The sequence below is a fragment of the Aerococcaceae bacterium DSM 111021 genome (assembly GCA_020112395.1).
Taxonomy (GTDB): domain Bacteria; phylum Bacillota; class Bacilli; order Lactobacillales; family Aerococcaceae; genus Ruoffia.
Map to the genome: position 1 here is coordinate 487,204 of JACCEK010000002.1, position 13,960 is coordinate 501,163.

13 protein-coding genes and 1 other annotated feature are annotated in these 13,960 nt (G+C 38.5%); of the genes, 3 read left to right on the forward strand and 10 right to left on the reverse strand.

The window, feature by feature from the left end; genetic code table 11:
• Window positions 1–41: 41 nt before the first annotated feature.
• The 5 genes from HYQ40_08515 to HYQ40_08535 form a co-directional block, all read right to left on the reverse strand.
• Window positions 42–674, reverse strand: coding sequence for an orotate phosphoribosyltransferase (locus HYQ40_08515; protein ID MBZ6527822.1), 633 nt, complete (start codon window positions 672–674; stop codon window positions 42–44).
• 7 nt (window positions 675–681) lie between these two features.
• Window positions 682–1,416 (reverse strand): orotidine-5'-phosphate decarboxylase, encoded by a 735-nt coding sequence (gene pyrF, locus HYQ40_08520; protein MBZ6527823.1) that lies wholly within the window; start codon window positions 1,414–1,416, stop codon window positions 682–684.
• A gap of 259 nt (window positions 1,417–1,675) precedes the next feature.
• Window positions 1,676–3,289: a CTP synthase gene (locus HYQ40_08525; GenBank protein MBZ6527824.1), complete on the reverse strand. Its 1,614-nt coding sequence runs from the start codon at window positions 3,287–3,289 to the stop codon at window positions 1,676–1,678.
• A 154-nt stretch (window positions 3,290–3,443) separates the two neighbouring features.
• Window positions 3,444–4,097 (reverse strand): DNA-directed RNA polymerase subunit delta, encoded by a 654-nt coding sequence (rpoE, locus tag HYQ40_08530; protein MBZ6527825.1) that lies wholly within the window; start codon window positions 4,095–4,097, stop codon window positions 3,444–3,446.
• Window positions 4,098–4,139: 42 nt separating this feature from the next.
• A complete protein-coding gene (locus tag HYQ40_08535; GenBank protein ID MBZ6527826.1) occupies window positions 4,140–4,559 on the reverse strand; it encodes a DUF1934 domain-containing protein in 420 nt (139 codons plus the stop codon).
• A 99-nt stretch (window positions 4,560–4,658) separates the two neighbouring features.
• Between HYQ40_08535 and HYQ40_08540 the strand changes: the two genes are divergently transcribed.
• Both HYQ40_08540 and HYQ40_08545 read left to right on the forward strand, forming a co-directional pair.
• A complete protein-coding gene (locus HYQ40_08540; GenBank protein MBZ6527827.1) occupies window positions 4,659–5,513 on the forward strand; it encodes a hypothetical protein in 855 nt (284 codons plus the stop codon).
• A gap of 10 nt (window positions 5,514–5,523) precedes the next feature.
• Complete coding sequence (locus tag HYQ40_08545) at window positions 5,524–6,921, forward strand: HD domain-containing protein (protein ID MBZ6527828.1); 1,398 nt, start codon at window positions 5,524–5,526, stop codon at window positions 6,919–6,921.
• A gap of 378 nt (window positions 6,922–7,299) precedes the next feature.
• On the opposite strand, the gene HYQ40_08550 is transcribed toward HYQ40_08545, so the two are convergent.
• The 5 genes from HYQ40_08550 to HYQ40_08570 all read right to left on the reverse strand — a co-directional run bounded on the left by HYQ40_08550 (window position 7,300) and on the right by HYQ40_08570 (window position 12,316).
• Entirely contained in the window at window positions 7,300–8,490 is a 1,191-nt protein-coding gene (locus HYQ40_08550) for an amidohydrolase (GenBank protein ID MBZ6527829.1), read from the reverse strand.
• A 55-nt stretch (window positions 8,491–8,545) separates the two neighbouring features.
• On the reverse strand, window positions 8,546–9,409 hold the full coding sequence (locus tag HYQ40_08555) for a MetQ/NlpA family ABC transporter substrate-binding protein (protein MBZ6527830.1): 864 nt from the start codon (window positions 9,407–9,409) through the stop codon (window positions 8,546–8,548).
• Window positions 9,410–9,517: 108 nt separating this feature from the next.
• The gene (locus tag HYQ40_08560; GenBank protein MBZ6527831.1) at window positions 9,518–10,435 is read right to left on the reverse strand and encodes a MetQ/NlpA family ABC transporter substrate-binding protein; all 918 of its coding nucleotides are present in this window, start codon (window positions 10,433–10,435) and stop codon (window positions 9,518–9,520) included.
• 24 nt (window positions 10,436–10,459) lie between these two features.
• Window positions 10,460–11,377 (reverse strand): MetQ/NlpA family ABC transporter substrate-binding protein, encoded by a 918-nt coding sequence (locus HYQ40_08565; GenBank protein MBZ6527832.1) that lies wholly within the window; start codon window positions 11,375–11,377, stop codon window positions 10,460–10,462.
• Window positions 11,378–11,401: 24 nt separating this feature from the next.
• On the reverse strand, window positions 11,402–12,316 hold the full coding sequence (locus tag HYQ40_08570) for a MetQ/NlpA family ABC transporter substrate-binding protein (protein ID MBZ6527833.1): 915 nt from the start codon (window positions 12,314–12,316) through the stop codon (window positions 11,402–11,404).
• A gap of 98 nt (window positions 12,317–12,414) precedes the next feature.
• Window positions 12,415–12,678 (reverse strand) — a binding site (T-box leader).
• Window positions 12,679–12,779: 101 nt separating this feature from the next.
• Between HYQ40_08570 and HYQ40_08575 the strand changes: the two genes are divergently transcribed.
• A complete protein-coding gene (locus HYQ40_08575; protein MBZ6527834.1) occupies window positions 12,780–13,958 on the forward strand; it encodes an aminotransferase class I/II-fold pyridoxal phosphate-dependent enzyme in 1,179 nt (392 codons plus the stop codon).
• The last annotated feature ends 2 nt before the right edge of the window (window positions 13,959–13,960 follow it).

A 13,960-nucleotide genomic window follows, 5' to 3' on the forward strand; every position in this document is an offset into this window, starting at 1 on the left:
AATAATGATCGTGACTCAAGAGTCAATTGTATTTCTTCTTATTAGAATTGGTTTGACCATTTTACTGGGTCTTTATACCACTCAACAAGTGTATCGTAATAAGCTTTTAACTCCGGATCGCTCACAGCATGTTCAACTAATTCTCGGTAGTTGGTTAATGTTGCTAACGGGAAAGCCACATCGTCAAAGGCTTTTTGACCACTTTCAAGTAAGTAATTGAAGATCGCTGCGCAACCAATCACTTCTCCGCCTGCTTGTTCCACTTTAGATGCCGCATCCAGTACACTTCCACCCGTACTAATTAAATCTTCAACCATGACGACTTTACTACCTGGTTTAAGGTAACCTTCGATGGCGTTATTTTTACCGTGCTCTTTAGCACTTGAACGCACGTAAATCATTGGAAGGTTCAGTATATTTGCTACAAAAGCTGCATGGGGAATGCCTGCTGTAGCTGTTCCAGCAATCACTTCCACTCCTTTAAACTGACTTTTTATTAAGTCAGCTAGTGCTTGTTCAATAAAGTCACGTGTTTCTGGGAAACTCATGATTAAGCGGTTGTCGCAATAGATAGGTGATTTCAAACCACTCGCCCAAGTAAATGGTTGATTTGGTTTTAAATTTACTGCTTTAATTTCTAGCAATTTCTCAGCTACTTGTTGTGATACAGACATAGTCACTTTATATCCTCTCCTTCGTTTCTTTTAATCCTGTTTGCCATTCGTTTAAGATATATTTGTAGGTTTCAATAGGATTGTCAGCTTGTGTAATCGGTCGCCCTACTACAATATAATCGCTCCCATTTTGTGCGGCATCTCTCGGTGTCATAATTCGCGTTTGATCATCGGTTGATTTAGCTGTGAGGCGAATACCCGGCGTAATTGTTAAGAAGTCACCTGATATATTTTCTTTGATTAATTGCGCTTCTAATGGCGAGCAAACAACCCCATCTAAGCCGGCTGATTGCGTTAATGTTGCATAATTTTGGACACTTTCTTGAATCAACCCTTGAATTTTTTGCTCATCATTCATCTGCGCTTGCGATGTGGATGTTAGCTGAGTAACAGCGATTAGTAACGGTTGTTGTCCATTTAATGCACCTTCTTTTAAGCCTGCTTTTGCTTGTTGCATCATTTTCAATCCGCCGCTTGCATGGACATTCACCATATCCACACCACTTTGAGCCAGTACTTTCATCGCACTTTTCACTGTATTAGGAATATCATGAAGTTTTAAATCTAGAAATACACTATGTCCACCCTCTTTTAATAGGTGTACAAGTTCCATGCCAGTTGCGTAGAACAACTCCATGCCGACTTTGACATTTAAAGTTTCATTTGCGAATGGTTTTAGAAAATTTTCCACTGCTTCTTTATCAGGGAAATCCAGTGCAATAATTGGTTTTTGTTTATCCATATCCTCATCCTTCGCTGTTTATTCTGAATTGATCGTACAAAAAAACACCCGATAACATATCATGTTACCGGGTGTTTACGACTTGAAGGAGCGCATAACTATAGTCTGATCCTTCTTTTGTAAAAAGGACAGACGATTATTCTTTATATTAATTACATATAAACAAATCAGTTAGCAACACTTTCGAGTCTCACGGAACACGATTAAAGTTTAACTACTTTTATGAGATTATAGTGATTATTCACTCCAATGTCAAATATTATTTACGTTTATTTTGGTGATCTAAACTCGCTTTAATAAATCCTTTAAAGATTGCTTGAGGACGATTTGGACGCGATGTGAACTCTGGGTGGAATTGAGGAGCCACAAAGAATGGGTGGTCTTTCAATTCAATGATTTCAACTAATCGTCCGTCTGGACTCAAACCTGAGAATGACATGCCGTGTTCACTTAATGCCTCACGGTACTCATTATTGAACTCATAGCGGTGACGGTGACGTTCTTCAATTAATTCTTTTCCGTCATATAATTCACGAATAAGTGACCCTTCTGACAATCTTGCTGGGTATAAACCAAGACGTAATGTTCCACCTAGAACAGTTTCTTCAGTTTGGTCTGCTAATAATGCAATAATTTTGTGTGGTGATTCTGGATCTAATTCAGCTGAATGAGCTCCTTTTAAACCAACAACATTACGCGCGAATTCAACCGCTGCTAATTGCATACCTAAACAAATACCAAAGAATGGTACATTGTTCTCACGTGCATAACGAATGGCTTCAATTTTACCCTCAACACCACGTTCTCCGAAGCCGCCAGGAACTAATATACCGTCAACCTCTTTAAGACGTGCTTCTACAGTGTTTTCGTCAATTTCTTCTGCATTAATCCAGTCAATTTCAATATCACTATTGTGGTCGAAACCAGCATGTTTCAATGCTTCGACAACCGATAGATACGCGTCTGGTAATTCTACATATTTACCAACTAAACCAATTTTCACTTTGTTTTCTAGATGCAATACGCGTTGTTCTAATCCTTTCCAGCCTGTCATATCCGCTGCTGGTAAGTCAATTCCAAAGTGATCTAAGACTAATTGATCCATTTTTTGCTCTTGTAAGCTTAATGGAATCGTATAAAGTGTTTCAACGTCACGCGATTCAATGACCGCATCTGTTGTCACATCACAAAATAAAGCTAACTTATCTTTAATCGTTTGAGGAAGTGCTTCTTCTGTTCTAACCACAAGAATGTTTGGTTGAATACCTAATGACCGTAATTCTTTTACACTGTGTTGTGTTGGTTTTGTTTTTAATTCACCAGCTGCTTTTAAATAAGGAATTAATGTTGTATGTATATACAATACATTATCATGCCCTACTTGCGTACGCATCTGACGTAAAGCCTCTAAGAATGGCAGTCCTTCAATATCTCCTACCGTTCCCCCTACTTCAGTGATAACAATATCAGCATCCGTTGTTTCAGCTGCACGCATAATTTTGTCTTTAATTTCATTCGTAACGTGCGGAATAACTTGAACAGTTGCACCATCGTAGTCTCCTTGACGTTCTTTACGAAGTACTTGATCGTAAATCTTACCTGCTGTTACACTTGAGTATTCGTTGACGTTAATATCGATGAACCTTTCATAATGGCCTAAGTCTAAATCAGTCTCAGCCCCATCATCTGTTACAAATACTTCACCATGTTGGTACGGACTCATTGTACCTGGGTCAATATTTAAGTACGGATCAAATTTCTGAATATTAACTTTTAATCCTCTGTTCTTCAGTAATCGTCCTAATGATGCCGCAACGATTCCTTTACCAATTGATGACACAACGCCACCAGTAACAAATATATATTTTGCCATTATTGTAAGCTCCTTTTTTATATATTTCGGGATAAAATAGAAAAGCCCCCTATTCCGGTGGAATAGGGGTGCTAATTAAGTAGATTGACCTTTCTTCTTGAAAGGTGCCCAAGTTAGATAATACGATAATTATTTGCTTTCGTCAATAAAAACTTTATTTTTCGTCTTCTTCCTCGTCGAACTCTTCTTCGTCGTCATCATCAAAATCGTCGTCATCAATGTCCTCATCAAAGTCTTCATCTTCTTCGTCAAGTTCAAGATCATCGTCGCCTAATTCAGATAAATCACGTGCGTATACACCAAGTTCTTGGTTATCATCATCGTCATCGTCTTCATCTTTAGCGATTGGAACAACTGCTTCGACTTCTTCTTCCTCTTCATCGAACTCTTCTTCATCGTCATAGATGTCGTCTAAGTCCTCTGGATCGTCATCGTTGTAATCAATCATATCATCGCCTTCATCAAACGCGTTTAACTTACGTTTTTTCTTGCGTCTACGACGGCGTGGTAAGTCATCGTCATCAATTGAACTAACGATTTCTTCATCAATTGAATCGATTGGATACCAAGCACGTAGTCCCCAACGATTGTCTCCTAATGAAATGAAGCGTCCATCAATATTGATATCTGTATAAAAGCGAGTCATTTTCGCTTCGATATCTTCATCACTTAAGTCTAAATAATTTTGAATAGCAACCATTAATGCAGTGAAATCATAGACATCACCTGTCTCTTCAAGAATTGCATGCGCAACTTCAATCGAAGAAAGTTCTTCAATGTTTTCGTTTTCGAATTGTTTTAAAATCAAACTTTCCACTTCCTTCCTCGTATTCTTTTATATATTACCTATTTAATTGCTATAATGCAATTGAAATTCATAGTCTCCTAGCGGTTCTGCGTTAATTAATACTTGATAATGAACGATTAACTTAATACCTGTATCCGTCTCAGTAAATTGAATCTTATCTGTCTCAACCGCTAACTCCCATAAACCTTGCGGTGTCATATAGGACGTACGCGTTTGTTTAGATGGGTTGAACGTTAAAGTATACTGTGGTTGTTTAATCTCAGCGATTAAATGACCCGCTTCGCGATTAGTGTACCACTTGACCTCGATTTGAATATCTTCACGATCTATATATGAAATTTTTGAATACGTATTTAGATCAATCAATTCTCCCTTAGTCTCTAGCTTCCATTCGTCTGTATGAGCTTGCTCATGATAGCGAATCTTTTGACTAACTTCAAGTTGTATATTTTTTCTCTGCACATTTTCACCACACATTCTATAGATATTACTATTATAATCGATTCTTTGCTATAATTAAACATAACATAAAAATTTATTACTAGATGAAGGAAGGATTCTATGCTATCAAATCAAGAATATTTATCATCCCAACAATGGATCGTGTTCTCAGAACAAGACAATCCAGCTAAAGGGAATCCAAACAGTGCGCTCAGTTACCAAGATAGTTTCATTCGTTGGGTTCCTGCCCTTAATGATGATTCTACAACTCCATATGGTGTCTTGCACTTTTATCCTTTTGATTACCCAGCCATTTTACTTGGGGCTAAAGATACACGCCTTCCGGAGTTAGGTAATGCGAATAAATATTTAGTCGATCTCGGTTATACACTCGTTCAACGTCCTCATGGTGGCTTAGCTGTCGTTAACGATTCAGGAGTACTCAATTTTGGACTCGTTAGCGACAACCGTCATTTTGACTTATCTATCGATACAGCTTATGAACAAATGGTTGCCCTCGTCGCTAAATCTTTAGAGCCTTTCGGCGTTAAAGTCGAAAGTTACGAAGTTCCGGATTCATATTGCCCTGGGAAATTCGATTTAGTTGTTAATGGCCAAAAGATTGGTGGGATTGCTCAACGCCGTTTCAAATCTGGTGTAACAACTGCTGCTTATATTAGTGTTGACGGGAATCAACAAGCTCGGGCTGAGTTAATTCAAGCTTATTACCGCACTGGAGAAGCAGGCGATGATTATCCTTTGGTCAATCCTAATTCTATGACAACGGTTGAAGCCGTTATCGGTGAGTCTATCACTGTTGATGCCTATCAAAAACTGCTGATCTCGACAATGGAACAATTTGGTTCGGTTATCCAAGGTGATTATGAAAACCCAGAATTAAAAGCGTTATATACAAAAGCCTTTGAAAAGACCGCAGTTCGTTCAGATAAAATCCAACCTGATCAATTACCTTAAGGAGTTTACTATGGCTACTTATAATGAAAGATACCAGCTACAAATATTACCTCGCGAGAAAGTATTTCGCGACCCAGTCCACGATTATATCCATATTCAGGATTCGATTATATTAAAGTTGATTGATACGGTTGAATTCCAGCGTTTACGTCGTATTCGTCAGCTCGGAACAGCTTCATATACCTTTCACGGTGCTGAACACAGTCGTTTCAATCACTCTTTAGGTGTTTATGAAATCACACGTCGCATCATTAATAATTTTGTCCGAAATTACCCTAGTGTAACGCCAGGTGACGGATTATGGGATGATAGTGAGCGTCTTGTTGCTCTATGTGCTGCGCTTCTTCATGATATCGGACACGGACCTTTTTCCCATACGTTCGAAGGTTTGTTCGATACAGATCATGAACTCGTATCTCAACAGATTATAACGTCACCCGATACTGAAATTAATCACGTATTAAAGTTAATGGGCGATGATTTCCCAGAAAAAGTATCGAGTGTCATTAATAAGACTTACCCAAATCAACAAGTTGTTCAATTAATATCCAGTCAAATCGATGCTGACAGAATGGATTATTTAATTCGGGATGCTTACTATGCGGGTGTGAGCTATGGAACGTTTGATATCACACGTATTCTGCGTGTGATTCGTCCTTTCAACAAGCAGATTGTCTTTGATTTCTCTGGAATGCATGCAGTTGAACATTATATCGTGAGTCGTTATCAAATGTACATGCAAGTCTACTTCCACCCAGTTTCTCGGGGTATGGAAGAAGTCCTTCGCAACTTATTAGCACGAGTAAAGTTTTGCTATGAGAACAAGCCAGATACTATGAAACATTCAATTGGGTTACTCATCCCTTTTTTAGAAGGTAAATGGGACTTGAAAGATTACTTACGTCTAGATGATTACGTTCTGAGTAGCTACTTCTCACATTGGTTGCTAGAAGACGATGAGATTCTAAGGGATTTAGCTTATAGGTTCTTAAATAGAAAACCATTTAAGTCACTGTTATCTAGCGATGATCAACGAGATGAATTAACTTCTTCAATCCAAAATGAAATGCGTGCCGAAGGTTATGATCCCGAGTTTTACTTTGGGGAGAACAGTTCTTTTGACTTGCCATATGATTTCTACCGTCCTGATGCAACAAGTACACGAACGCAAATTGACTTTGTGACTAAGCAAAATCAAGTCGTCGAACTTTCACAAGTCAGCTCACTAGTGCAATCTTTAACAGGAGTTCCAAGAGGCGAACAGCGCCTGTATTACCCTCGTGAGGTATTGCATAGTGTCCTGAAGATTCCTAATGAGGATTTAACACCTGATCAAGAAAAAATCATTGCAGCTTATAACGAAGAAACAAATGATGTAACGTTTAATATTCAACAAAGACTGTTTTAACAAGAGAAGAGGCTTCTGCCTCTTCTTTTTTCATATGATAGGAATACGGATCTTAACTCCCATACCAAATCTCATATGGTAGGAATACGGACCTTAACTCCCATACCAGTTTTCATATGATTGGAAACAGACTCTTGACTCCCATACCAGTTTTCATATGATAGGGATACAGCTCTTAACTCCCATACCAGTTTTCATATGGTAGGAATACGGCTCTTGCCTACCATACCAGTTTTCATATGATAGGAATACCGCTCTTAACTCCCATACCAGTTTTTATATGACTGGAAACAGGCTCTTAACTCCCATACCAATTTTCATATGACGGGGATACAGAATTACAAAAAAAACACGTCATTTAAGACGTGTTTTTATTATTTAATCTTGGTTCAAGTAATCTAAAGCGAACTCTACGTGTAATGACGCCATAATTGGCAAAGCGTCTTCGTCCAAGTTGAATTTCTCATGGTGCAACCCATATGAAGTATCATCAGAGCTACTTACTCCAACCCTAGCGTATGTTCCCGGAATCGTTGTTAAGAAGTCAGCGAAATCATCAGAGCCCATACTTGGTTCACCTTGCTTGATAACATTCGACTCACCAACTACTTTCGCTCCAGCACGTTGTGCGCGTTCAGTTGCTTCAATATCATTGATGTTAGGCGCGGCTGCGGGATAATTTTCAAATTCAATGGTTGCTCCAAATAACTGAGCGACATTATGAGCTGTCTCTTCAATTTTAGCTAAGAAGCGTTCGCGCGTTTCGTGGCTTAATGTTCGTAACGTCCCTTCGATTTTCGCATGGTTAGATACGATATTATAACGCGTACCAGATGTGAACTTCCCAATACCTATTACTGCTGGTTCTAGTGGATTCAATAGACGTGCGACTAGGTTTTGTAGCTCTGTTACGATATTCGCTCCTGCTGCTAAGGCGTCAATACCATCATGTGGCCGCGCTACATGGGCACTTTTACCTGTGACGGTAATTGTAAAGATATCACACGATGCCATCGTTGGACCAGGTACTGCTTGAACCGTACCAACTGGTAAAGCTGGTTCCACGTGCATACCAAAGGCTTGTTCAACGCCATCTAATAAACCACTTTCGATAAATTGGTATGCTCCACTTCCGATTTCTTCTGCTTGTTGGAAAGCAACCAACACTGTTCCAGCAAACTGGTCCTTGTGTTTCGCTAAATACTCAACCGCACCGAGAAGTCCTGAGTTGTGTGCATCATGACCACACGCATGCATAATCCCTTTGTTTAATGAAGGAAACTCATGATCGGTCGCTTCAGTAATCTCTAACGCATCAATGTCTGCACGCAGCAGTACTTTGCGATTGCGTTGAGTTTCAGACGCATCATTTTTTGTTCCAGTAATTGTACCTAACGTTCCGGTCTCGCCTACTTTTTCAAAAGGGACACCTAAGCTCGTTAAAACTTCTTGAATCTTCTCAGCCGTTTTATACTCTTTTAAACTTGGCTCTGGATGTTGATGAAAATGACGACGCCATTTTATAATTTTTTCTTTATTTGCTTGAATTTCTGGAATAACTTGTACCAATTTAGTTCCTACTTTCTAATACCTTTATCTCTTATTCTAACCTTCACTCTGAATCTTAGCCAACTGTTTGATTTTCGATATCAATATCGTAGTCTTCAAACACTGGTATCAACGAACCTTTACTTGATTCTTCGATGATTTTAGCTATTTCGTCTGTTTGGAATAATTCTACAATCTTTAGATATAATGGATTATCTTTGTCTTCTTCACGTGACGCAATCACGTTAATATACATTGGGTTAACGCTGTCTAAATCTGATGCATCCACAAAGATTGCATCATCAATTGTTAAACCAGCATCTGTCGCAAACCCTGTGTTAATAATAGAAGCATCCACATCTTGTAACATAACAGCTGTCATAGATGGATCTAATAATTCAAATTGAAGATTCTTTGGGTTATCTAAGATATCTTTATCTTCTGGGAAGATACCTGCCGCTTCGTCAACATCAATTAAACCAGCAATTTCTAAAGCTTGTAGTGCACGCCCATACGTTGATGGATCGTTGGGAATCGCAATCGTTCCGCCTTCTGGAATATCTTCAACAGATTCATATTTATCAGAATATAAACCTAAGGGAGTAATTAATGTGTTACCAATCGGTGTAATCGTTCCGTCGTTTTCATCATTCCATGAGAATAAAAATGGGTAACCTTGAGTTGCATTCAAGTCTAATGAACCATTTTGTAAGGCTTCATTTGGTTGGTTGTAATCTGAGAATAAAACTAACTCAATTTCAATTCCTTCTTGCTCCAACGCATTCGCGACGACAACGTCCCAGTAATCATAGGCATTCGCGCTCGCAAGTCCGATTGTAACCTTCTCTCCTTCAAATTCACCTTGGGCAAATGCACTTGTAGGTAAAATGCTAACTAAAGTAACAACAGCAACGATAATTGAATATAAAATCTTTTTCATTGTATTCCCCCTTATTTTATAAAAAGAGCGCAAGTAAACTCTACAATAACTTTCTAAAATGTAGAATTCACTTACGCTTTAAGCTTTGTCTTTTTTTATAACGACGTGTTATTCAGCTGATTCCTCAGATTCTTCTGACTCTTCAGTTGTTTCCTCTGAATCAGTTTCCACATCTTCTGTTGCTTCTTCATCTTCAGTCCACGCTGGAACGTCTCCACCGTTACTTGCTTCAGCTAATTGATCAGCTACCGCATCTGTTTGGTATAATTCAACGACTTTAGTGAATAAAGCATTATCTACATTATCACCATGCACTGCGATGATGTTTTTGTAATCATCTGGCAAGTCAGCTGGGTTCTCAGCATCTAAGAAGATAGCATCTTCAACACTTAAACCAGCATCTAATGCGAATGTGTTGTTAATCACTGCTGCATCCACATCTGGTAATGCTTGAGCAATTTGCGCTGCTTCTAATTCTTCGAATTGAATATTTAATGGGTTATCCGTTACATCATTAACCGTAGGTAAAATTCCAGCAGCATCATCCACTTCAATTAAACCAGCCAATTCTAAGCCTAATAAAGCACGCCCACCGTTTGTAGGATCATTTGGAATTGCGATAACTGCATCTTCAGGAATTTCTTCTATCGATGCAATCGTTTCAGAGTATACACCTAATGGTGTCACATATGAAAAGCCTAACGATTCGAGATTACCATCGTTTGCTTCATTCCATTCATTTAAGAAAGCAACGTGTTGGAAAGCATTTAAATCTGTTGAGCCATCTTGTAAAGCGACGTTTGGTTGGACGTAATCTGTAAATAAGACTAATTCAAGCTCGATACCTTCTTGTTCTAATGCTTGTTCAGCAACAAATTCCCAAACTTGTTCTTCTGCTTCACTTACAACACCAACCGTAACTTTTTCACCTTCAAATTCGCCTTGGGCTTGAACGGCTGAACTTGCGCCAACTAATAAACTACCTGCTAATGTTAATACACCTAATGATTTAATAAATTTTTTCATTGTAATTTTCTCCTTTTATTTGAATTATTCTGCGTCTTCTTCAGTTGATTCTTCTAACTCTTCTGATTCACTGCCTTCTTCTGCCGGCTCGTAATCTTCCCAAGCTGGTATGCTTCCACCGTTACTTGACTCGATAATGACTTCTGCAACATCTGCTGTTTGGTATAATTCTACCACTTTTAATAGTAATGGGCTCTCTGCGTCTTCTGAACGTGCCGCAATAATGTTACGGTATGTATCACTTAATTCTTCTGGTGTATCTGTATCAACGAAGATAGCATCTTCAGTTACTGATAGACCTGCATCTTCTGCGTGTCCTGTATTAATTACAGCAGCTGCTACGTCTGGTAATGACTGGGGAATCTGGGCTGCGTCTAATTCAACGACTTCAATATTTAATGGGTTGTCTGTAATATCATCTACAGTCGGCAATACTCCAGCTGCATCATCCACTTCAATAATCCCAGCAATTTCTAAAGCAAGTAAAGCACGTCCACCATTCGTTGGATCATTAGGAACAGCTATGCTGTCGCCTTCTACGATCTCCTCTACAGACGTAATCTTATCTGAGTATAAGCCCATTGGCGTCACTAAAGTAAAGCCAATATTTGCTAAATCTTCACCATTAGACTCGTTCCATTCCTCTAAAAAAGCAACGTGTTGGAATGAGTTTAAATCTAGAGAACCATTGGCTAAAGCTTCATTAGGTTGATTATAGTCTGTTAATAACGTGACATCAATTTCAATACCTTCTTGTTCTAACGCTTTGTCGGCGACATATTCCCAAACTTCAGCACCATTATCTCCTACAACTCCGATACTTACTGTCTCTCCTTCAAACTCACCGGCAGTATCTTCAGCGAATGCAATTTGAGTAGCTGATGCTAAAATTAATGAACTGGCTAATGCAACTTGTCCTATTTTTTTAATGAATTTTAACATGTCTTTTTCTCCTCTTATCTTTGACTATTCAGCGTCTTCAGTTGACTCTTCACTATCTGCTTCTTCACTTGTTTCTTCTGACTCAGCATCTTCACCAATTACGGGAGCATTCTCCCATGCTGGTTTGTCTCCATTGTTTGTTGTGTCATATAAAGCTTGTGCAACTTCTTCTGATTGATAGTACTCAACAATTTGTAAGTATAGTGGGTTATCTTGATTTTCTTCAAGGCCAGCAATCACATTTCTGTATGCTTCATTTAATTCCTCTGGATAATCAGCATCCACAAAGATTGCTTCTTCTAATTTAAGACCTGCATCTGTTGCAAAGTTTAGATTAATAAACGCTGCTGCCACATCTGGTAATGATAAAGCTAATTGAGCTGCATCTAATTCTTCAAACTCTAAGTTTAATGGGTTATCTGTAATATCATTCACCGTTGCTAAAGGACCTGCTTCATCGTCTACTTCAATCACTCCAGCCAACTCTAATCCTAGTAAAGCACGTCCACCATTTGTTGGGTCATTTGGAATCGCAATCTTATCACCTTCTTGTAATTCATCAAATGAAGCAATGTTTTCAGAGTATGCACCCATTGGTGACACGAATGTGTAACCTAGTCCTGTTAAGCTTCCATCATTGGCATCATTCCAATCTTCCAAGAATGCCACGTGTTGGAAAGCATTCAAGTCTAATGATCCATCTTGCAGGGCAATATTTGGTTGGATGTAGTCACTGAATAATACTAACTCAACCGAGATACCATCTGCTTCAGCTTTTTCAACCACAACATCCCAAACTTCTTCAGCTGGTCCTGGAACGATTCCGACCGTTACTTCTTCGCCTTCAAACTCACCTTGCGCTTGTACTGAAGAACTCACACCGACTAATAAACTCGCCGCTAAACCGACAACACTTAAACCATTTAACCATTTTCTCATTTTCATTTTCTCCTTTATGTATGTATATTTACCACTCAATTTAAACTTATAAACCTGATTGTTATCTACATTTGCCTACAAAAAAACTCCCGTCCTATGAAAAGGACGAGAGTATAAACTTCGTGTTACCACCTTAATTTGTTATTCCATCACTGAAACAACCTCTACCAGTACAGATTTTAAACTAAACGAATCATATACTGTGGCATCTCTAACGGGTGCATCCGTTCATCCTTATTGCTAAAAGCATTCAGAATGACCGCTCAGTGGCCATTTTCAACCTATCGTCACTTACTCATTTTCACCAACCATGAGCTCTCTAAAAAGTTTGATTTGTTTACTTTCCACGTCAACGCGTTTTATTTATCTGTTGAAACTATAATAGTACATACTTTTTTGTTTGTCAAACATTTTTTAAAATTTTGTGTTAAAATGTTAAATACTATTAGAGGAGTTGATGAGAATGGATTATAAAAACATTAATAAACACTTACTAAAAACGCCGGAGAATCTAATCCGAGTTTTCAACGATGAAATTAGCCATATTGAGAATCTATTATATTTTAATATCGGTGAGCCAGATTTTCCGACACCTGAGAATATTAAGCAAGCTGCCATCCAGTCAATCAATGACGACCAAAGTTTCTATTCCCACTCGCGTGGTGTGTATGAACTACGTGAAGCAATTCATCGTTATCTAAAACGCAAATATCAATTAGACTATTCTCCAGAAAGTGAAATCATCGTCACTGCTGGTGCGACTCAAGCTTTATTTCTCGCTATAACGGGATTAGTTAATCCCGGCGATGAAGTTTTAGTCGTTGATCCAAACTATGTTATCTATAATAGTCAAATTATTTTAGCTGGAGGAAAAGCTGTCGCAATTGATGTTAGTTCGAACGGCTTCAAACTCACTCCGGAACTTTTAAGTGAAGCTATTACAGATAAAACGAAAGCCATTATTTTAAACCATCCAACCAATCCAACTGGTACAACGTATACCTCAAAAGAAATTAAAGCACTCGCAGAAGTGATTAAAGAACATCAAATTTATGTGATTTCAGACGAAGTCTATTCAGAATTTAGTTATGGCTATAAACATACGCCGGTCGCAAAATTCATTCCAGAACTGACATTGTTGATTAATGGTACATCAAAATCGCACGCAATGACTGGATGGCGTTCAGCCTTCTTAGCAGGACCTACGGCGTTAATGGACTTATTATACCCAATGCATCAAGCCGTTTTAACCACCATTACGACCCAAGTACAGTACGCCAGCATAGAAGCGTATGATCATAGTGATGAATCCATCCAAATGATGTTGACAGATTATCAAGCACGTCGCGACTTTTTGATTGAAGGCCTAACTCAGATGCAATACGATTTCGTTACCCCAGAAGGTGCCTTTTATCTATTTGCTAAAGTGCCTGATTGGTATAATGAAGACGATTATCAATTTTGTCTAGACTTAGCATACCAAGCGAAGATTGCTTTAACTCCTGCTCAAATATTTGGTGAGGCTGGCCGAGGATACTTCAGAATCAGTTATGTTTCAAGTATGGATCATTTGAAAACATTGCTTGAACGATTGGTTGAGTTTGAAAATAATTATAAAAACAGAGTAGACTCATCACTTTAATT

Excerpts from the sequence above, each read along its gene's own strand:
- pyrF (MBZ6527823.1), bottom strand. The coding sequence starts at position 1,416 with ATGGATAAACAAAAACCAATTATTGCACTGGATTTCCCTGATAAAGAA.
- HYQ40_08525 (MBZ6527824.1), bottom strand. The coding sequence starts at position 3,289 with ATGGCAAAATATATATTTGTTACTGGTGGCGTTGTGTCATCAATTGGT.
- HYQ40_08570 (MBZ6527833.1), bottom strand. The coding sequence starts at position 12,316 with ATGAGAAAATGGTTAAATGGTTTAAGTGTTGTCGGTTTAGCGGCGAGT.
- HYQ40_08555 (MBZ6527830.1), bottom strand. The coding sequence starts at position 9,409 with ATGAAAAAGATTTTATATTCAATTATCGTTGCTGTTGTTACTTTAGTT.
- HYQ40_08540 (MBZ6527827.1), top strand. The coding sequence starts at position 4,659 with ATGCTATCAAATCAAGAATATTTATCATCCCAACAATGGATCGTGTTC.
- HYQ40_08545 (MBZ6527828.1), top strand. The coding sequence starts at position 5,524 with ATGGCTACTTATAATGAAAGATACCAGCTACAAATATTACCTCGCGAG.
- HYQ40_08560 (MBZ6527831.1), bottom strand. The coding sequence starts at position 10,435 with ATGAAAAAATTTATTAAATCATTAGGTGTATTAACATTAGCAGGTAGT.
- HYQ40_08575 (MBZ6527834.1), top strand. The coding sequence starts at position 12,780 with ATGGATTATAAAAACATTAATAAACACTTACTAAAAACGCCGGAGAAT.
- HYQ40_08515 (MBZ6527822.1), bottom strand. The coding sequence starts at position 674 with ATGTCTGTATCACAACAAGTAGCTGAGAAATTGCTAGAAATTAAAGCA.
- HYQ40_08565 (MBZ6527832.1), bottom strand. The coding sequence starts at position 11,377 with ATGTTAAAATTCATTAAAAAAATAGGACAAGTTGCATTAGCCAGTTCA.